This is a genomic window from Rhodospirillales bacterium (genome assembly GCA_016712595.1).
In the GTDB taxonomy this organism is placed as follows: Bacteria; Pseudomonadota; Alphaproteobacteria; order Rhodospirillales; family Defluviicoccaceae; genus Defluviicoccus.
Window position 1 is genome coordinate 386124 of sequence record JADJQT010000001.1, and the last position, 18851, is coordinate 404974.

General features: G+C 62.9%; 20 protein-coding genes and 1 tRNA gene. 11 read left to right on the forward strand and 10 right to left on the reverse strand.

Annotation, left to right across the window (positions count from 1 at the left end):
* Nucleotides 1-2: 2 nt before the first annotated feature.
* Entirely contained in the window at nt 3-1535 is a 1533-nt protein-coding gene (locus IPK66_01695; GenBank protein MBK8174046.1) for an acyl-CoA carboxylase subunit beta, read from the reverse strand.
* Nucleotides 1536-2085: 550 nt separating this feature from the next.
* Here IPK66_01695 and IPK66_01700 point away from each other — a divergent pair.
* From IPK66_01700 to IPK66_01710, 3 genes are all read left to right on the forward strand, one after another.
* Complete coding sequence (locus IPK66_01700; GenBank protein ID MBK8174047.1) at nt 2086-2439, forward strand: DUF192 domain-containing protein; 354 nt, start codon at nt 2086-2088, stop codon at nt 2437-2439.
* Between the two features lie 69 nt (nt 2440-2508).
* Nucleotides 2509-2585: transfer RNA gene (locus IPK66_01705), tRNA-Pro, on the forward strand.
* A gap of 175 nt (nt 2586-2760) precedes the next feature.
* Nucleotides 2761-3423 (forward strand): carbonic anhydrase, encoded by a 663-nt coding sequence (locus IPK66_01710; GenBank protein MBK8174048.1) that lies wholly within the window; start codon nt 2761-2763, stop codon nt 3421-3423.
* A gap of 188 nt (nt 3424-3611) precedes the next feature.
* Here the strand turns inward: IPK66_01710 and IPK66_01715 are convergent, their stop codons facing one another.
* The 7 genes from IPK66_01715 to mtgA all read right to left on the reverse strand — a co-directional run bounded on the left by IPK66_01715 (nt 3612) and on the right by mtgA (nt 10085).
* Nucleotides 3612-4016 carry a hypothetical protein gene (locus IPK66_01715; protein ID MBK8174049.1) on the reverse strand — a complete coding sequence of 135 codons (405 nt, stop codon included), beginning with the start codon at nt 4014-4016 and terminating at the stop codon, nt 3612-3614.
* 235 nt (nt 4017-4251) lie between these two features.
* Nucleotides 4252-5634, reverse strand: coding sequence for a leucyl aminopeptidase family protein (locus tag IPK66_01720; GenBank protein MBK8174050.1), 1383 nt, complete (start codon nt 5632-5634; stop codon nt 4252-4254).
* A 1-nt stretch (nt 5635) separates the two neighbouring features.
* On the reverse strand, nt 5636-6676 hold the full coding sequence (locus IPK66_01725) for a TAXI family TRAP transporter solute-binding subunit (protein MBK8174051.1): 1041 nt from the start codon (nt 6674-6676) through the stop codon (nt 5636-5638).
* Nucleotides 6673-7464 carry a phosphatidylcholine/phosphatidylserine synthase gene (locus IPK66_01730; protein MBK8174052.1) on the reverse strand — a complete coding sequence of 264 codons (792 nt, stop codon included), beginning with the start codon at nt 7462-7464 and terminating at the stop codon, nt 6673-6675. Before IPK66_01730 ends, IPK66_01725 begins: the two co-directional genes overlap by 4 nt.
* 2 nt (nt 7465-7466) lie before the next feature.
* Nucleotides 7467-8171 (reverse strand): phosphatidylserine decarboxylase, encoded by a 705-nt coding sequence (locus IPK66_01735; protein ID MBK8174053.1) that lies wholly within the window; start codon nt 8169-8171, stop codon nt 7467-7469.
* An 85-nt stretch (nt 8172-8256) separates the two neighbouring features.
* Nucleotides 8257-9303, reverse strand: coding sequence for a LysM peptidoglycan-binding domain-containing protein (locus IPK66_01740; GenBank protein MBK8174054.1), 1047 nt, complete (start codon nt 9301-9303; stop codon nt 8257-8259).
* 107 nt (nt 9304-9410) lie between these two features.
* The gene (gene mtgA, locus IPK66_01745) at nt 9411-10085 is read right to left on the reverse strand and encodes a monofunctional biosynthetic peptidoglycan transglycosylase (GenBank protein ID MBK8174055.1); all 675 of its coding nucleotides are present in this window, start codon (nt 10083-10085) and stop codon (nt 9411-9413) included.
* Nucleotides 10086-10376: 291 nt separating this feature from the next.
* On the opposite strand from mtgA, the gene IPK66_01750 reads away from it, so the two are divergent.
* Nucleotides 10377-10583, forward strand: coding sequence for a hypothetical protein (locus IPK66_01750; GenBank protein MBK8174056.1), 207 nt, complete (start codon nt 10377-10379; stop codon nt 10581-10583).
* A 185-nt stretch (nt 10584-10768) separates the two neighbouring features.
* Here IPK66_01750 and scpB read toward each other — a convergent pair whose 3' ends face one another.
* Complete coding sequence (scpB, locus tag IPK66_01755; protein MBK8174057.1) at nt 10769-11548, reverse strand: methylmalonyl-CoA decarboxylase; 780 nt, start codon at nt 11546-11548, stop codon at nt 10769-10771.
* A gap of 188 nt (nt 11549-11736) precedes the next feature.
* Here scpB and IPK66_01760 point away from each other — a divergent pair, with 188 nt between their 5' ends.
* From IPK66_01760 to IPK66_01790, 7 genes are all read left to right on the forward strand, one after another.
* Entirely contained in the window at nt 11737-12144 is a 408-nt protein-coding gene (locus IPK66_01760; GenBank protein MBK8174058.1) for a flagellar basal body rod protein FlgB, read from the forward strand.
* A 38-nt stretch (nt 12145-12182) separates the two neighbouring features.
* Nucleotides 12183-12593 carry a flagellar basal body rod protein FlgC gene (gene flgC, locus IPK66_01765; GenBank protein ID MBK8174059.1) on the forward strand — a complete coding sequence of 137 codons (411 nt, stop codon included), beginning with the start codon at nt 12183-12185 and terminating at the stop codon, nt 12591-12593.
* A 188-nt stretch (nt 12594-12781) separates the two neighbouring features.
* Nucleotides 12782-13096 (forward strand): flagellar hook-basal body complex protein FliE, encoded by a 315-nt coding sequence (locus IPK66_01770; GenBank protein MBK8174060.1) that lies wholly within the window; start codon nt 12782-12784, stop codon nt 13094-13096.
* 28 nt (nt 13097-13124) lie between these two features.
* Nucleotides 13125-13391: a flagellar biosynthesis protein FliQ gene (gene fliQ / locus IPK66_01775; GenBank protein ID MBK8174061.1), complete on the forward strand. Its 267-nt coding sequence runs from the start codon at nt 13125-13127 to the stop codon at nt 13389-13391.
* A 5-nt stretch (nt 13392-13396) separates the two neighbouring features.
* The gene (locus IPK66_01780) at nt 13397-14158 is read left to right on the forward strand and encodes a flagellar biosynthetic protein FliR (protein ID MBK8174062.1); all 762 of its coding nucleotides are present in this window, start codon (nt 13397-13399) and stop codon (nt 14156-14158) included.
* 21 nt (nt 14159-14179) lie between these two features.
* Nucleotides 14180-15256: a flagellar biosynthesis protein FlhB gene (gene flhB / locus IPK66_01785; GenBank protein MBK8174063.1), complete on the forward strand. Its 1077-nt coding sequence runs from the start codon at nt 14180-14182 to the stop codon at nt 15254-15256.
* 55 nt (nt 15257-15311) lie between these two features.
* A complete protein-coding gene (locus tag IPK66_01790; GenBank protein ID MBK8174064.1) occupies nt 15312-17018 on the forward strand; it encodes a response regulator in 1707 nt (568 codons plus the stop codon).
* 106 nt (nt 17019-17124) lie between these two features.
* On the opposite strand, the gene IPK66_01795 is transcribed toward IPK66_01790, so the two are convergent.
* Entirely contained in the window at nt 17125-18507 is a 1383-nt protein-coding gene (locus IPK66_01795; GenBank protein MBK8174065.1) for a hypothetical protein, read from the reverse strand.
* Nucleotides 18508-18851: the final 344 nt, after the last annotated feature.

The following is an 18851-nucleotide window of genomic DNA, read 5'->3' on the forward strand; positions in this document are numbered from 1 at the left end:
AATCACAGCGGCAGGTTGGGGTGTTTGCGCTTGGGCAGTTCGACCTGTTTGTTACGCAGCATGGCTAGCGCCTTGCAGATGCGGCGCCGCGTTGAATGCGGGTGAATGACGTCGTCGATGAAACCGCGACGACCGGCGGCGAACGGGTTGGCGAACTTGGCCTTGTAGTCGTCGGTGCGCTCGGCGATCCGCTTGGTGTCGCCCAGTTCGTTGCGGAAGATGATCTCGACCGCGCCTTTCGGACCCATGACCGCGATCTCGGCGGTCGGCCAGGCGAAGTTGACATCGGCGCGCATATGCTTGGAGCCCATGACGTCGTAGGCGCCGCCGTACGATTTGCGGGTGATCAGGGTGATTTTCGGCACGCTGGCTTCGGTGTAGGCGAACAGCAGCTTGGCGCCGTGGCGGATGATGCCGCTGTGCTCCTGGTTGACGCCGGGCAGGAATCCGGGAACGTCGACGAAGGTGATGATCGGAATATTAAAACAGTCGCAGAAGCGCACGAAACGGGCGGCTTTGATCGACGCGTCAATATCGAGGCATCCGGCGAGCACCATCGGCTGATTGGCGACGACGCCGATCGTCTGCCCGTTGATGCGCCCGAAACCAGTGAGGATGTTGCCGGCGAAGTCCGGCTTGATCTCGAAGAACAGGCCCTCGTCGACGACCTTGAGGATCAGTTCCTTCATGTCGTACGGCGCGTTGGGGTTCTCGGGGATCAGCGTATCCAGCGACGGTTCGACACGGTCGATGGAATCGAAGCTCGCGCGCACAGGCGGCGCCACCCGGTTCGACGACGGCAGGAAATTGAGCAGCCGGCGGACGTAGAGCAGCGCCTCGACATCGTTGTCGAATGAGAGGTCGGCGACCCCGGACTTCGCGGTGTGCACGCTGGCGCCGCCGAGACCCTCGTGATCGATCTCTTCATGAGTCACCGTCTTGACCACGTCGGGTCCGGTGACGAACATGTGGCTTTCTTCCTTCACCATGACGATGAAGTCGGTGAGCGCCGGCGAATACACGGCACCACCGGCGCACGGCCCCATGATCACCGAGATCTGCGGAATGACACCCGAGGCATCGACATTCCGGGCGAAGACCTCGGCATAACCAGCCAGCGACGCGACGCCCTCCTGGATGCGCGCTCCGCCGGAATCGTTCAGACCGACGACCGGTGCCCCGACCTTCATCGCCGCGTCCATGATCTTGCATATTTTCTCGGCATGGGCCTCGGAAAGACTACCGCCGAAGACGGTAAAGTCCTGGCTGAAGACGAATACTGGCCGGCCATTGACCGTGCCGTATCCGGTGACCACGCCGTCGCCAGGCGTCTGCGTCTTCTCCATGCCGAAGTCAATGCACCGATGCTCGACGAACATGTCCCACTCTTCGAACGAGTTGGGATCGAAGAGCACCTCGATGCGCTCGCGCGCGGTGAGTTTGCCTCGCTTATGTTGCGCATCGATCCGGTGTTGGCCGCCACCGAGCCGGGCGAGCGCACGTTTTTCTTCAAGTGCTTCGACGATCTCACGCATAACCCGTTATCCCTTTATTTCGCAAGTGCAACATTTTAGAGAGTGTGCTGGAAAGATCAACGGCCGGTATGGCGACTCGCATCATATTTCCGCAGATCCGCTCAGCGTTCGCGGAATGACGCCGGCCTCGTGCAACAAGTCCGAAGCGGAAATCACCAAGTTCGCGCCAACGGGGCAAGGTTACCCCTCTGCGCCGCGGTATTCTACCGTGGATTGCTACTGAGATGTCATCGGCGGAAAGAGGGGGCTACACAGTGTCCCCAGGGGCGGCTTGATTCATCCGTCGTCATCCCTCAAGGTGCCGCGTCGGCTGGCGTGGGGGAAAGGTCGGTGGTGACGACGGATGCGCCACGAGCTGGCGGCGCGGATCGGGACGAAGCGGTGGACAAAGAACATGAGGTCAACGCGACGGGATGTCCTTCGGTTTCTGGCGGTTGGGCTTGGATCGGTCATCTGGGGGTACCGGGAGAGACCGGCGGCCGGTGCGGAAGAACCGGCTTTTCCAGTCGCGCCGTTGACCATAGAAACAGCGCGTGGTCGCTTTCAGTTCATGGTCGAGATGGCGGAAACGCCATCAACGTGGCAGCAGGGGCTGCAAAAGCGACCCCACCTCGCGGTCAATGCCGGCATGCTTTTCAATTTCCATCAGAGTCGCATGGCAACTATGTGGATGAAGGACACGCTCATCGCACTCGACATGCTGTTCATCGATGACCATGGCGTGGTGGTCAACGTTGCAGAGAATACCAAGCCGCTCTCGCTCGACATTATCAGCGCCGAGGCTCCGGTCCTCGCGGTGCTTGAGGTCAACGCTGGCACGGTGGCGCAACTTGGCATTCGCCCCGGCGATCATGTGTATCATGCGATCTTCGCTGCGGCCGGTGCCGGTGCACCGACACCGTAACCACGGCTCATGCGATTGCCGATACGCGTCGTTGCACTCGAGGCCCGGATATTCATAGGATGTCCGCTGCGGGGAGTGGCGCAGTCTGGTAGCGCATCTGCTTTGGGAGCAGAGGGTCGCTGGTTCGAATCCAGTCTCCCCGACCATCTAACCAGCCGGTGAGCGGAACCGGCGTCTCTCGGCAGGTTCCGCCCGCGCTGTATCCACCAATGTCTCCAGCCTGATGGTCCGCCGATTGATAGCGGCCGGCCATCGTGGTAACAGCACAGGCAGCGACGTGGTAACGGCGCAGCGAAATGGCCTTCAAGGGCGGGACACAGCATGCCACTGCTCAAACTGACGAGCGGCTTTCTCGGATTTCAGGAAAAGACGTTCCACGCCAAACGCGAGCACTTCGAGAAGCTGGCTGTCAAGCAGCGCCCGCGCATAATGATGGTGGCGTGTTCGGATTCCCGCGTCGATCCGGCGATCTTGACCAACGCCGAGGCCGGCGAGCTCTTTACCGTGCGCAACGTTGCCAATCTCGTTCCGCCCTGCGCGCACGACGTCGGTGCCCACGGCACCAGCGCCGCGCTCGAGTTCGCGGTGATCTCGCTCGAGGTCGAGCATATCATCGTCCTGGGGCATTCGGGGTGTGGCGGGATCGAGGCGCTGCTGTCCGCCGATCCGGCGATCACGTCGGACCATCCGTTCATCTATACCTGGATGCAAATCGTCGACGAGGCCCGACGGCGCATGCTGATCGTTGCCCGCAACGCGCCGATGGAGGATCAGCTTCGCATTCTTGAGCGGGAAGCGATCAAGACCTCGCTCGCCAATCTTCTGTCGTTCCCTTCGATCAACGAGCGGGTGGCGGACGGTCGGCTACGCGTGCACGGATGGTACTTCGATCTGCTCGACGGCAACATGCATGCCTACGTGCCGGCGCGCGACCGCTTCGAGCCGCTGGACATGGCCTTGGCGGAGGAGTTGCAAAAGTCGTAACCGCGCCCATCGCGCTTCCCCAGCCGATCACCGACGCCAAACCCCTGACGAGCTGACAGCGCTCGACCTTGAGCGCGACGAGACAAACGACAGCGGGTCGCGCGCCGTTCCATCTGACCGCACGCAATGCTGCCGGTCTACCCGCCCAGCCGCGACGGGGCGGGGCGAGGCGTCAGGTAGCGCGAAGACTACTTGGGCGGTACCGGAGGCTCGGCGGCAACCGGCATCGCTCCTTCAATACGCGCCCAGCCTTGACTTGCCATACAGCCGGAAAACTGGCGCTGGGCACTGGGCCCGCTGTGCGTGGTCTGCGTGCTGCGGTCGTACCCAGGAATCGTTGACGGGCCTCCCGGAATTCCGGCCACGCCTCCGGCGCCGCCGAGCAGCGACTGGCTTTCGTCTTCCTGCCCGAGGGTGCTGCCGCAGAAATTGTAGGCCGAAGCGAAGTTACCGGCGGGTCCGGCGCCGATCCAATGATAGCCTTGGTTGGCCGGATTGGCGGCGGTCCAGCTCTCGTCGTGCGACTCGGCGCAGCCTGCGGTGATGAGCGCACCCAGCATCAAGGTCAGCAAAGCCCTGCGTCGTTTCAACATGATATCGTTCCTGAGCTGTTCCCCACGGATACCTGGATATCCCGGCAACGCCTTCCCGACTCGCCGCCCTGCGGGGATTGGAGCCGAACCGAACTCGCATGCCGAGTATGAGTCCAGGGTTTCCCTACCTCATTAAGGCCGCACGCATGGCAAAACAACGGCATTCCGCGTCGTAACGCGGATCCGCTCTGCCACGGGATAAATTTGCGGTGCGAAGAGCGCGCCGGTGGTCCGTTCACGTGCTCGCGTATCGGCTGGCGATCATCGCGAATAAGGCCCGCATGCCTGTCGCCTCGCCGCCCTCCGGCCGGCCGGGTCGGTTGTCGGGATTCCACGCCATGACATCGATATGCGCCCACGGGCAGGGTGGATCAACGAACTCCTCAAGGAACAAAGCGGCGGTGATCGCGCCCGCGAACGCCAAGTCGGGTGCGTTCGTCAGGTCCGCGGTCTTGCCCTTGATGTGGCGGCGATAAGGATGCCACAGCGGCAGGCGCCACAGCGGATCATCGCACGCCTGCCCGTGCGCGAGCAGGGACGCGGCGAGCGCGTCGTCGTTGGAGAACAGTGCCGGCAGCTCGGCGCCGAGCGCGACGCGCGCTGCGCCGGTCAACGTCGCGCAATCGATCAGCAGGGCCGGATGCTCCGAGGCTGCCTCGCTCAGCGCATCGGCGAGGATCATCCGTCCTTCCGCGTCGGTGTTGCCGATCTCGACGCTTGTGCCATGCCGTGTCCGCACCACGTCGAGCGGGCGCAGGGCGTTGCCGGAAACGCTGTTTTCGACCGCTGGAATGAGCACGCGCAGCCGGACACGAAGACCAGCCGCCATGATCATACGAGCAAGACCAAGAACGATCGCTGCGCCTCCCATGTCCTTTTTCATCAGTTTCATCGCCGAAGCCGGCTTGAGATCGAGACCGCCGCTGTCGAAACACACGCCTTTGCCAACAAGGGTCACTTTCGGCGCCGCTTCATCGCCCCAGACCAGGTCGATCAGTCGTGGGGCGCGGTCGCTCGCCCGGCCCACGGCATGAATCGCCGGATAGCCACGGGCGATCAGCGCGTCTCCGGCAATGATCGTGCAATGGGCGGCGAACCGGGTAGCGGTGTCGGCGGCGACGGCGGCGAGTTCTTCCGGGCCCATGTCGGCGGCGGGCGTATTGATCAGGTCGCGAACAAGAAAGGTAGCCTCTATCGCCCGTTCGACGCTGCGACGATCGGCGCCCGCGGGCCAGACGAGTGAGGCGAAGTTTGAGAGGTTGCGGCGGTAGCGCTCGAACCGATAGGTGGCCAGCGCCCACGCGAAGGCGGCCTCGGTTGCGCGCTCGGGCTCCAGCGGCGGATCGATCCGCCATAATCCTCGCGGCAGTTTGTCCGGCAGGCAGGCCCAGTCCCACATCGGCGTATCGCCAATGCCAAAAAGGGCGCGCCCCACAGTTCCCTCCGAAGCTGGAACGAGGCAATAGCTGCCGGGATCGGCGATAAACCCAACCGCGCGCGCCCATCCGGCATCGGCGGGGGCGGAGGCGAAATACGGATCGAGTTCGTTCTTGTGCAGGGGTGTGATCGGCAGGCAGGCCACGCCCGGCTCTGCGATCAGGTAGTCACAACTCCCCATGCTATGGTTGTCCTTCCACTTTCGGTCGGGTCTCGGTTTCCTGATAGAAGCGCTTGGCGCCCGGGTGCAGCGGTACCGAGAGGCCATCAAGCGCGGTGGTCCGCTGGATGCGCCTGGCGATCGGCGCACCGCCATCAAGTACCTTGCGGTTCTGCGGGGTCCACAGCGCTTTAGCGATGTCGTAGGCCAGATCGTCGCTCATTGAGTCTTCGACCAGAAGCTGCGCGCCGACGCCGATGGTGGGTGTTTCGGGCACGTTTTGATATGCACCGGCGGGAATGAGCATCTTGGTGAAGAACGGCTGAAGTTTGATGAGTTGCTCGGCGTCGCCGTCGGTGATCGGCAGGAGTGCGATCGCGCCGCGCTCAGCGCCATTCGCGATCGCGGCCACCGGCTGGCCTCCGACCATGAATAGCGCGTCGATGTCACCCGCCATCAGCATGTCGACCGAACGGGCGAGGTTCTCGTAGACGGGATCGATCGATTTCATGGACACCTTGACGGCTTTCAGCACCACCAGCGCCGTCGCCAGCGTTCCTGAATTCCGTTCGCCGAGCGAGATGCGGTGATGCTTCAGTTGTTCGATGGAACCGATGCCGGCGTCCGGACGGACGACAATGTGCACTGCTTCGGTAAACAGGTTGGCGATCGCCCTGAGGCCGTTCTTCGGTGCACCGGCATAAGCGCCGTTGCCGGTTATCGCGTCATGGGCGATGTTGGCTTGGCAGAGCGCGAGGTCGACCTTGCCTTTGCTGAGATCGTTGATGTTCTCGACCGAGCCCTGCGTCGATACCGCCGCGGCAATCAGTCCAGGAACACCGCAACTGCCCCCCTGCGCGCAGGCCATTGAGCCCGGCGGTCCGGAAATGACGTTGGCGATCAGTCCGCCGACCGGGAAGTATGTGCCACCGATCGGCCCGGTACCGATCCGCACGAATCGCACCTCCTCGGCGGCCGACGGCAGCGAGGCGGCAGCCCAGCCGAGGGCGGCGCACGCGGCGAGCAGAACGAGGCGGAGAAGGATGCCCGGCCTGCGGTTCATCCGGGTGGAGATCCAGGGGCTGTTTCCGCTGACGAACGACGCAGATGGCGCATGTAAAGTCGCTGACTGAGCGGAATCGATGACAGGTAGGCGAACAGCGATAAGGTCAGCGTCATCCACGGGGTGCTGACCAGAAGCGCGAGGTAAAGACCAACCCCCAGCATCGCCGGCAGCACGAGCCGTTGCGGAATGCGGACCTTCTTGAAGGTGAACGTCCGCACCCGGCTGACCAGGAGTAGCGCGGTGATCAGCATCACACCGCCGACGATCAGCGGGTGGCGCAGAAACTCGGCGTCGGTCTGGAACCACAGCACCATCGGCGACAGGGCGATTCCTGCCCCGGCCGGCGAAGGGACGCCGACGAAGAACGACCGACTCCACGCCGGTTGCTGCTCGTCGTCGGAATCGGTGTTGAAGCGGGCGAGGCGAAGGGCGCAACAGATGCACAGCAGCAAGACGAGCGACCAGCCAATTCTGCCGGCGTCGACCAACGCCCACAGGTAAAGGGTGAAGGCTGGAGCGACGCCGAAACACAGAAAATCCGACAGCGAATCGAGCTCGGCGCCAAAACGGGTGGCGCCTTTGAGAATCCGCGCGATTCGTCCGTCGAGGCCATCGAGGATGGCGGCAGCGAGAATCGCAAGGACCGAAAGCTCCCAACGCTCCTGTAACGAGAAGCGCAACGCGCTCAGTCCCGCGGCCAGCGCGAATAGCGTAAGCACATTCGGAATCATCCGATTGATGTGCAGGCCCTGCAGGCGTGGCTTGCGGGGTTCCGAGATTGGCATGGTCAGCGACGCTCGCCCTGTCGCGCCGGTTCGCCGGCAAAAAGATCGGCGATGACGGTCTCACCCGCGATGCATCGCTGCCCGAGGCAGACAAGTGGCGCCACACCATCCGGTAGATAGACGTCGACGCGGCTGCCAAACCGGATGAGGCCAAACCGCTGCCCGGCACGGACCGCTTCGCCCTCACTGATCCAACTGCTGATCCGCCGGGCGACAAGCCCGGCGATCTGAACCACGACGATCGAACCGGCTGCGCCGACGTCGATGCGAACGGCATTTCGCTCGTTGTCGTCACTCGCCTTATCGAGCGCCGCATTGAGGAACTTGCCCGGCCGGTAGCGGATCGCGGCGATCGTGCCGTCGACCGGCAGGCGGTTGATGTGGACATCAAAAACATTCAGGAACACCGAAACGCGCGTTCGTGGCCGGTCTGCGTCGGCAAGCCCGAGGTCTTGGGGCGGCCTTGCGGCAGAGACCGACGAAACGAGGCCGTCGGCCGGGCTGACGATGAGGCCAGGGCGGTTCGGCGTCACGCGCTCGGGATCGCGGAAAAAGTAGGTGCACCACGCGGTGGCGACGAGGCCGAGCGCGCCGAGCGCGGTCGACTGAGTCAGCAAAAGCAGGCTCAGCGCGGCGAACACGCCGATAAACGGCCAGCCGGCTCGGTGGATGGAAACGCACAGGGTCTTGCTCACGGTGTCGATCACAGCGCTCGATTTACTCCGAATAAAGGCACCGTTCTCGCCGCGGCCGGATGGCTAGGAGCGGCGGCAAATGTCGCGCTTGCCGCCGTCAATTCTTTCGTGGCGATCGGCTGGATGGCATGTGAAAGACCTGCCCAGGATATATAAGGTCCGGATCGGCGATTTGGGTGCGGTTGGCCTCGAAGATAATCGTATAGGACGTCCCTTTGCCGTACCGGGCGCGCGCGATGCGCCAGAGGTTCTGACCAGGCTGCACGATAACCTGCTGCGGGCCGGGGCGACCCGCCTCCGCGGACGAGGCGAGCATCAGCGGCACGGCGACCCTGGCGAGGGACTCGCCGCGGTCGTTCAACTGTTCGATCGCCAGTGTGTGCAAGTCTGACCCGATGCTCCGCTGCGGAACGATGCGCCAAACGCCCGTGGTGTCGGCGGTGGCCTCTCCGGCCGTCTTGCCGTCGATGTTCAGCCGAACCCGAGCCGCCGGCGGCGCCTGGCCGCTCAGCGCGATGTGACCTTGCTCGTCGTAATCGATCGAATCGATCGACAGCGCCTGGCGGGCGAGGTTGGTGCTCGGCTTTTGCAAGACGGTGGTGGGGCCGTCTCCACGTGGTAGTCGCAGGGCAAGCGGCTGCGCCGCCGATGCCGGCCGGCCGGCAATGTCTTCTCCGGGCGCCGGAACGAGAACGAGAACGTCGTCCTGCGATCCGATCGTTTGACCATCGGGTCGTCGCATTTCCAGATGCAGGCGGTGATCCCCCGGGGGAAGTGGAGTTTCCGGCACGAAAACCCACTCGCCGCGCCCGTCAGCGGATACCTCTCCCAGCGACGTGCCGCCGTCGTTGAGGACGACCAATGCTCCGGGTTCGGCGCGGCCGGCAATCACGGTATCGCCCTGCGGGTTAATGCGCACGACGTCGAAGACCGGCGCAGTGTTGTCTGCGCCAACGGGAGCGGCGGGCGTGGCGGGTGTCGAGACGGACGCTGGCGGTGCGGGCGCTTCGGCCTTATCCAGCTCCCGCTGGGGCAAGAAATTAAGTCCAATGGCGATCAGCACGGCAAGGAGACCGGCCCCGGCGACCAGAGCAGGCCTAACAAACCAGCGGTGGGAGTCCGTATCGGCGACGCGCGGATCCATCTCACGAAGCTAATACGCTGTTGGGGGCGGCGCAATGTCGCTGGCGCCGATGTCCGCGCGTGCAGCGGCCCTGTCAGAGCGAGCGTCGCCGTTCTCATCGGACACGCTCACCGCGTGCCGCCGATACAGTCGAGAAGAGGGCCGAGCTGACCAATCCGCCGCACGATCCTCGATGCTTGCCGGGTGACGAATGGGCTGGGGCGCGTGGGCGAAAATGCGCGTGGGTTCGGCAGGACGGCGGCGATCAGGGTTGCCTCCTGCCGATTCAGCGCCGACGCGGGTTTGTTGAAATAATGCTGCGCCGCTGCCTCCGCGCCATAAATCCCCGGCCCCATCTCAATGACGTTCAGATAGACCTCGAGAATCCGTTGCTTGCTCCAAAGTGCTTCAATCTGTGGTGTCAGCGCCGCCTCGATGAGCTTGCGCGCAGGATCGCGGCCGGGCCACAACAGGATATTCTTCGCCGTCTGCATGGTGATCGTACTGGCACCGCGCGGTCGTTCACCGGCAAGCCAAGTCTCAAACTGGCCGCGAAGCGCGCGCGTATCGAACCCGTGGTGGCGGCAGAAAAGATTGTCTTCACTGGCAATTACCGCGGCACGCAGATGCGGTGAGATCGCTGCCAGCGGCACAGATCGATGTTGCAGCGTCTCTCCCTCGGCGGCGCGAATCACCATAAGCGGCGTCAACGGCGGATCGACGAAGCGGTAGACGGCGATGATTGCGGTGGGAACGACCAGCAGCACCAGCGCGATGCGCAACGCCCCTCGTGGCAGCTTCACGGTACCGCTGCGCCCGGCGATCGAGCGGGCGCGCTGCGCCGGTTATCCGGCAAACCGACAGTTTGCACCTTATTCGCCGCTCCCATTGAGGCCGGGCCCCAGTCCTTGAATGGCAAGACTGCGCTTGTCAATGCCTTGGAGCACGGTCTAGATTACATGAAAATGGAGGTTTCGGCGCTTGAGGGCAATAAAGTGCCATTAATTGGCGCGTTCGGGGGTGGCCGAAATCAACCGCGAGTGGTTTGGCGGCGTGCTGATCCGCCAGCCGGCAAGCTCAGCGAAGGTGGGAAAATGAGCATAACGTCCAAGAAAGCAGACATCACCCACGAACTGGGAATTTCAACCCGCGGCGGGCGTAGCGCCGTCGGGCACCATTCGTCCGATCATTGGACGATGGCGAATACGGAGCAGAACCGGCGGCGGGTCGGGATCGCGTTGTGCGTTGCCTCGGCGATGCTGACCGTAGTCTCGGCGATGTTGGTTGCTGTGCGTCTCTGATTGGCGATGAGGACGCCGTTGGGCGAGGCCCGCGCCGGGACGGCCGCCTTATTGCCTGAATGACGAAAGCGCTGCGGCACCGCTTGTATTCGGCGGCGGCGCGGCGCCCGGTTGCGGTGACGACCCGAGAACGGGGGCTTTTGTTCGTCAAAAAAGGCGCGGTTGCAGCGCGCGGCTACGCATGCTCAGCGCCCTTGGAAATTGGCCTTGCGCTTTTCGCGAAAGGCGTTCAGGCCCTCCTGATAGTCGTCACTATCGTAAACAATACGGCGCAGCCCCTGGATTTGCTCGAACAATTCCGGGGTGATCGAATGCGCGCTGGCGAGCAGGCGGATTTCCTCTTTCATGACCGAAATGCTGAGCGGCGCGTTGGCACAGATGCGTTGTGCCAGCGATAAAACGAACGCGTCGATTTCGTCGGCCGGTATGACGTAGTTGACAATCCCGAGATTGAGCGCCTGCGACATCGGGATCGGCTGAGCCGTGAACAGCATTTCCCGAGCAACAGGCAGCGGTACGGCATTGATCAAGGTCAATAATCCGCTGAGATTGTAGGGAATCCCGAGCTTTGCCGGGGTGATGGCGAACGTCGCGTCCGGGGTGGCGACCAGCAGGTCGCAGGACATCACCACTTCACAGGCGCCCCCCCAGACTCCGCCTTCCAGCAACGCCAGCACCGGCGCAGGAAACATCTGTATTCCGCGAGCGAGCTGGCGAAGGGAATCCCCCCAGCCGAGCGGATCACGGCCGGCATTGGGCAATTCCTCGATGTCGTGACCGGCCGACCAGACCTTGCAGCCAGACGGAGCGCGGAGAATGACCGCGCGCGCCTTGCGTGCCGCAAGGTCGTTCAGGGCCGCGATGACTTCGAGAATCAAAGCATGGCTGAGGGCATTCCGGCGCGCGGGATTATTCAGCACAATCGTGCCGATTTCGTTCTCAAACTCGACCAAAATCAACGACATGGAAAGCTCCAGTGCGCGCGGACGCCGACAGACTAGGTCGAGCGCCAAGCGATTTGGCCAATGCAGCCGCGGCACTGTAGTGCGCTCGCGCTAAGCGCGCCAGCGTCGCAACCCCGTTTACCCGATGTTAACGCCCGCTGCGATACTCCTCGCTACGCAAGGTCGGTGTGATCGCTCGGAGCTGCAGGATGGATTGGAGCAAAAGCGCGCCATTTGGGGCAATCAAAGAACGGCTCGCATGGCTGGACCAGCGTCAGACCATTTTAGCGCGGAACATCGCCAACGCCGATACGCCAGGTTACGTGCCTCATGACCTCAAGCCATTGAACTTTCGCGAGACGCTGCGCGACCAAGTGGCGCCGGTCTCGCTCTCGGCGACCAATCCGGCGCATCTGCCGGGTCTCGTCCACCAAAAAGCGACCTTCCGCGACGAGGTGCAGCGGGATGCTGACGACGTCTCTCCGTCGGGTAACGCTGTCGATCTCGAGCAGCAGATGGCAAAGGTCAATGAGAGCGCTGCCACGCACCGGCTAACGACGCAACTCTATCGCAAGTACCTCGACATGATTCACCTGGCAGCAACCAGCAAGAACTGAACGAGCGCTGCAAACCGAACGATCGCGAGGAAACGAGCATGGACGATATCGCATCGACGCTGAAAATATCTGCCGCCGGCATGCGGGCGCAGGGCGTGCGGCTGAAAGTGATCGCGGAAAACATTGCCAATGCCGACTCGCTTCCGGCGCAGGCGGGCGATATTCCCTACCGTCGGCAGGTGGTCTCCTTTCGCAACGAACTCGATCGGGCAACCGGCGTCGATATGGTTCGTGTGCGCGACATTACCGCGGATCAGACGCCGTTTCCGCGCCGCTTCGATCCGAATCACCCGGCGGCTGATACGCGCGGGTATGTCGAAGAGCCCAATGTCAACGCCTTGATCGAAATCGCCGATATGCGCGAGGCGGAGCGATCCTACGATGCCAATCTGCGCGTGATCCAGGCATCGAAGGGCATGCTGCAGGAGATCATCGATGTCCTGCGCTGAGCTCTCGCCGGGAAATCGCACCCAGGAACAGCGCGGGCACCGAGCGGAGATCCGCGGGCCCGCCGACGATTGATTGAACGCTCTGGTCGCATGGACCTGCTCGCCATCGAGCAGGTCCAAGGCGATTGTCGGCGCGCACGGTCGCTTAGCGGTGCCCGGGCGGCGCGATGCCACAAAGGACAGACAATATGGTGATGCCGGTTGACAGTTACAGCAAGGCGGCGAGCGCATACGCCAAGCTGGCGCGTGGTGATCAGCCGGTGGCGGCGAACGATGCCGACGGCAAGCAGAGCTTTGCCAACATGGTCAAGGACGTACTCGAAACCGCGGCCGAGTCCGGCAAGAGCGCCGAAGCCGCCTCCGTCGCGGCTGTCGGGTCCGGGACCGATCTCACCCAGGTGGTGACCGCGGTCGCCGAGGCGGAGACGACCCTGCAGACGGTCGTCGCCGTGCGGGATCGGATTATCGACGCTTACAAGGAAATCCTGCGCATGCCGATGTAGTCCCTGCTGCGGTATGGGGGAAAACCAGATGAACGAAGTCGACATTCTCGAACTCGGCCGTGAGACGACATGGGTCATCCTGTTGGTCTCAGGGCCGGTGATGGCGATCGGCATGGTCGTCGGTGTTGCGATCGCACTCGTGCAGGCGCTGACCAGCCTGCAGGAATCGACGTTGACGTTTGTGCCCAAGATCGTCGCCATGATGCTTGGGCTCGTCGTGCTGCTCCCGTTCATGATGACGACGCTGATCGAATTCACCCAGCGCTTGTTTGACCACATCGCCGCAGGCGGCTGACGACGATGCTCGCGCGGGTTCCGCTTGCCGACCTGTTCGCCGTCGTCGTCGTCTTCGCGCGCCTCGGAACCGCGCTCGCCTTTCTGCCCGGGTTCAGTGCCGGCTATGTATCACCCCGGATGCGCCTTGTGTTTGGTCTGGCGATCAGCGCTCTGGTCGCTCCGAGCCTGGGCGCGGCGATACCGGCCATTCCGCAAAGTACCGCGGTCCTTGGGCTTCTTCTGGTGCGCGAGGCCGCCGTTGGTCTCTTTTTCGCCGTCCTCGCGCGCATTGCGATGGCAGCGCTCCAGACCGCAGGGACGGTGGTCGCTTTTCTCGGCTCGTTCGCCAATGCATTGGTCCAAGATCCGGTCGCAGACCAGCAGAGCGCAACAATCGCCGGATTTTTCAGCATGATAGGGATTACCCTGGTGTTCGTCACCGATCTGCATCACCTGATGCTACAGGCGGCGGCGACAAGCTATGGGCTTTTCTCTCCAGGGGCGCCCCTCGATATGGGCGACTTCTGTGCCGCAATCAGCCGCAATGTCGCCGACAGCTTTTCGCTTGGCGTGCAGCTTTCTGCCCCCTTCATCATCATCAATCTCGTTTACAATGTTGGCCTCGGACTACTCGGACGCATGATGCCGCAACTGCAGGTATTCTTTTTCGGACTGCCGATGCAGATCATGTTACAGATTTGGGTTATGATGCTGACAATCTCCGGCATTATGCTGGTATTCATGGATTATTTTGCCAAGGTCGTCGGCGGCGGGCCGGTCGGCTGAGAACGGCGGAGACTTGAGAGGATGGCCGAAGGCGAAGACGAATCCTCCAAAACGGAAGAAGCGACCGAACGAAAACTGCAGCAGGCGCGCGAGCGTGGCCAGGTTGTTCATTCGCAGGATATACAGACCTGGGCGGCGCTGATGTCAGGGACCATGGCGCTCGCCTTCCTCGCGCCCGGCGCCGCAGAACGCTTCGTTCAGACCTGCCTGCGCTTTATCGAGCGTCCCGAACAGATGCAGATCGGCTTTGCCGATGCGCGCGCCGGCGTCGCCGCGGTTCTCTTGGACGTGGGCATTATCCTGGGGCCGATTCTTCTGCTGATCACGGTTATTGTCCTTGGCAGCGCTCTCGCCCAGAGCGGCTTGATTTGGGCGCCGGACCGATTGAAGCCGGATTTCAGCAAGCTCTCGCCGCTCAAGGGCCTGCAGCGTCTGGCCTCGGTCAAGTCGGCTGTCGAGTTCGTGCGCAACCTGATCAAGCTGGGTGTCGTCGCCGGCGTCCTGGCGGCGCTTGTCGTGCCGCTGGCGCCGAGCTTGCCGGCATGGCCGGCGATGGCGGTTACCGAAACCTTGGTGCGCACGGATCATATTCTCGTCAGAATGGCGGCAGGCGTCGCGGCGACGATCACGCTGGTCGCCATCTTGGACTATGTCTACCAGCGCTTTGCTTTTTTGAAGCAGATGCGGATGAGCAAGCAGGAACTTCGCGACGAGTTCAAGCAATCGGACGGCGATCCGCACATCAAGGCACAGATCCGCCGCCTCCGCCAGCAACGCGCGCGCAAGCGGATGATGGCGGCTGTGCCCGGCGCGACCGTTGTCATCACCAATCCGACGCACTTCGCCGTGGCGCTCGCCTACGACACCGAGGCTATGCCGGCGCCGAAAGTCGTCGCCAAGGGGGTCGATTCACTTGCCCTGCGAATTCGAGAGGTTGCGCTGGAGCACGGCGTCCCGATCGTGGAGAACCCGCCGCTCGCCCGCGCCCTGCACCGCGCCGTCGACCTCGACGACGAAATTCCAGCCGAACATTATCAGGCTGTCGCGCAGGTCATCGGTTTCGTAATGCGCAACCGCAAGGAGCGCGTGAGCGCCTGAGCGCCTGAGCAAATCGCACAGACCGTCGCCGGTCCGGGAGACGATCACGGAACGAATGGACGAGAATCGGTTTCACCAAGCGCAGTCTGACGGTGGCGATCCCAAATCCGACGCCCCCACAGCCGGCGATATCCCTGCGGGCGCATTGGCGCTCATCAGGCGGGCGCAGGCGACGCTGTTTGAAGACAGCCCGTTTGCTATCGGCATCGTCGATCTTCAGGGAAACGTCGTCTGCTGTAATCCGCCTTATGTCGAACTTTTCAGCAGGGATCGGGCGTACTTGACCGGCCGGCCGCTTGCTGAGGCATTCGCCGCCGAGGACCGGGACGATGTCCTTGCGCAATGCGCCAAAGTGATCATGGGCACGGCACGGCGGGCGTCTCTTGAGACCGCACGCCTTGCGGGCGAGGGCCAGGGTGAGCGGACCATCGCACTGTTCGCAACAGCGATCGAGATCGACGGCGAAATCGGCGGGGTGACAATTCACGCCCTCGATACCACCAGTCGGCGGATGCTCGACGTCCGCTTTGCCCACGCGCAGAAACTCCAGGCGCTGGGTCAGCTCGCTGGTAGCGTGGCCCACGATTTCAACAATCTCATCGCGGCGATCCTCGGATTTTGCGATCTGATGCTGAGCCATCAAGATCTGCCGGACGGCCACTACGACGATCTGTCGCAGATTCGGGTCAACGCGCTTCGCGCTCGCGATCTCGTCCGTCAACTGCTCGCGTTCGCACGCAAGCAGCCATTACGGCCGGTGCCAATGAGTATCGATGATGCCATCGATGCGCTGGTGCCGATGCTACGCCGGCTGCTCGATCCGAACATAGCCATCCGCGCCGAGCACGGTGCCGGTGTTCCCCTGGTCAGCATGGACCCCGGTCAACTCGATCAGGTTCTCGTTAACCTCGCCGTGAACGCGCGCGACGCGATGCCGTCGGGGGGCGTCCTCACATTGCGCAGCCTATCCGTGGTTCTCGCCGAAGCGGTCCAGCGCGCATCGGAAACCATTGCCGCGGGGCGCTACGCGCTGATCGAGGTCGCCGACAGCGGCGACGGCATCGCCCGTGAGATCATCGATGATATCTTCCAGCCCTTCTTCACCACTAAACCGGCTGGTGCCGGCACCGGGCTTGGTCTTGCGACCGTCTACGGCATCGTTCGTCAGAGCGGCGGCTATATCGTTGTCGAGAGCGCACTGGGCGCCGGGGCGTGCTTTCGGATTTATCTACCGGCGTCGACCGAGGCGTCTCAGGTCGCCGATCCCGCGACCGCCGGCGAGACTGCTACTTCTCTTGCCGCGGATGCAGCTTGTCGTGGCGATGGCGCTGAGCTGGACGCGGACGAGCGATGCCAAGGTGGGGATGTGACGCCCTTGCCAGAAGTCAAGCCGCAACGACGTACCGTCCTTCTTGTCGACGACGAAGATGCAATCCGCAACTTCGCCGCGCGGGCTTTGCGTAACCGGGGATTCGAGGTGATGGAAGCGGCGGACGGCGAGAGCGCGATGCAAATCATCGCCGATGCCGCGCGCGAGCTCGACGTGCTGCTCACCGACCTTATTTTACCTGGCACCGATGGTCGGACGCTCGCCACAGAGGCGTTGCGCGCGCGCCCATCGATTAAAGTCATCGTCGCCTCGGCGCACTTCGCCGACGAGGTTCAGGATTTCGCCGTCGGCGAAGAGCGGCTGTCGGTCCTCTCCAAACCCTTTACCCTCGCCGAGCTTACCGCTCGGGTGAAGCGTGTCGTCGGCGACTGAAAACAGCGGGCGCGACCGTCACCGGATACCCGGCAGGAAGGCGTCGAGAACGGTTGTCGAAATCGACAACGGATGGCCCGATCAATCGCGGCCGCAGCCCTTCTCTTCAAAGTTTGAGCCCTGACGGACCGCTGGTCAACGTGCGCACCAGTTCCGCCTGACGGTCGGTTCCCGTCTTGCTGAAGATCTGTTTGAGGTGCTTGCGCACCGTCTCGTAGGTGAGGCCCAGATGCTGCGCCGCCTGCTCGAGCCGCAAGCCCTTGGCGAGCAGCACGGCGACGCGCGCCTCGGCGCGGCTCAGGCCGTACATCCGCACGAGTTGGCGCGGGTCGATGTCGACCGTCCGCTCCGGATCACCGATGAACAGAACCGCCGCCGGATCCCGGTCGGAACGACGCTGCGTGCGGTCCTTAACCGGCATCACCAGCAAGGTGATCGGGCGGCGTTCGCCCTCTCGTGGCACGGAAAAGGTGTGCAACTCGGCGTTCGGATCGTCGCGCATCTCGCTCATCGAGCCGGCAAGGAAGTCGCGGAAGCGAAATCGACCCGCGGCCAGGCGAACGCCAAGGCCTCCGCTGCCGAGATAGAGCGCTTCTTCGGTATCAATGATCTCGCGGGCAACACGATTGGCGGTCAGCACGATGCCCGAGCAACCGAGCAGCGCGATGCCGATGGGCATGACGTCGAGGGTATCAAGAAGGATGCGTTCCACATCCTGAACCCGGCGGAAGACCTGGCCGGCACGCAGCCCTTGCCGCAGGTTGGGCAGCAGGCGAAGGAGGATGTCGCGGTCGTCGTCCCAGAACGCGCCTTTCTCGCGGGCGCGCAGGAACATCAGTAACGTGACCTGCGAACCCTGGATGTCAAGGATGCCGACGAGGTTGTGATAGAAATTCTGCGGGCGCAGCCAGTAGCGATAAAAGTCGGTCTCGACTAGCTTGATCGATTCGGCGAGCTGCTGGCTTGCCAGGACCATGTCGGCCTGGGCGAAGGTTTCCCGATTCTGGAACCAGATGTTTTGCCGACTGTAGAATTCGCGATAAGCGGTAACGAACATCGCATCGATGCTTACCGAATGATCGAGCTGGCCACGGCCTTGCTCGAAGTCGTGCGAGACGACGGCGGCGGCATCGGCGTGCAACGCATCACGCATGGCCCCGAGCACGCCTGGCCATAGCTTCGGATCCATGCAGGCATCGTAAAAACCGGAAACGAGTTTGGTCAGGACCGTGCCGACGCCGGCGAGAAAATCGCGCATCGTCGCCGGGAACGGCAGAGGGTCCTGGTCCGATAAAACCCAGCTCCGCCCGTCGCGTGCAAACGGGGCGTCTAGCCTCAAATCCCGGTTACCCCGCATGGGCATGGGGCGTAGTTCGCTTCCTGTCCGGCGGCGGTCGTATCCGGAGCGTCGGTCGTCGTTGTTCCGATAGTCCTGCAACGTGCGGCGGTCGTGCCCGGAACGCCGATCGACAAACTGCTCTTTGTCCATGTTTATGAACCTCTTCCCTTATGGGGCGGTCATCCACCGCCGTGTCCTGCAAAATTGGCACCCGGCGCATTTCGCGACCCACGATGTTATCGTACGTCGAGCGAGGGACGCTGCACAAACCCCGCAAACACCTGCCTCATATGCGCCAGCGTAATGGCAAACGTAGGGCGCGTATAGCCGGTACCTGCAAAAAATAACCCGTTAGAGCCATAGCGGCCGCTGTTGCCACATGGACATCACCATTGATTATCAATGTGTTAGGGAAAAATGCTTGGCGCACCGAACAAACCATGTACATTGGCATCGGTTGCCAAACCCGAATGCCCGTGGAATAAGGAGAGCAT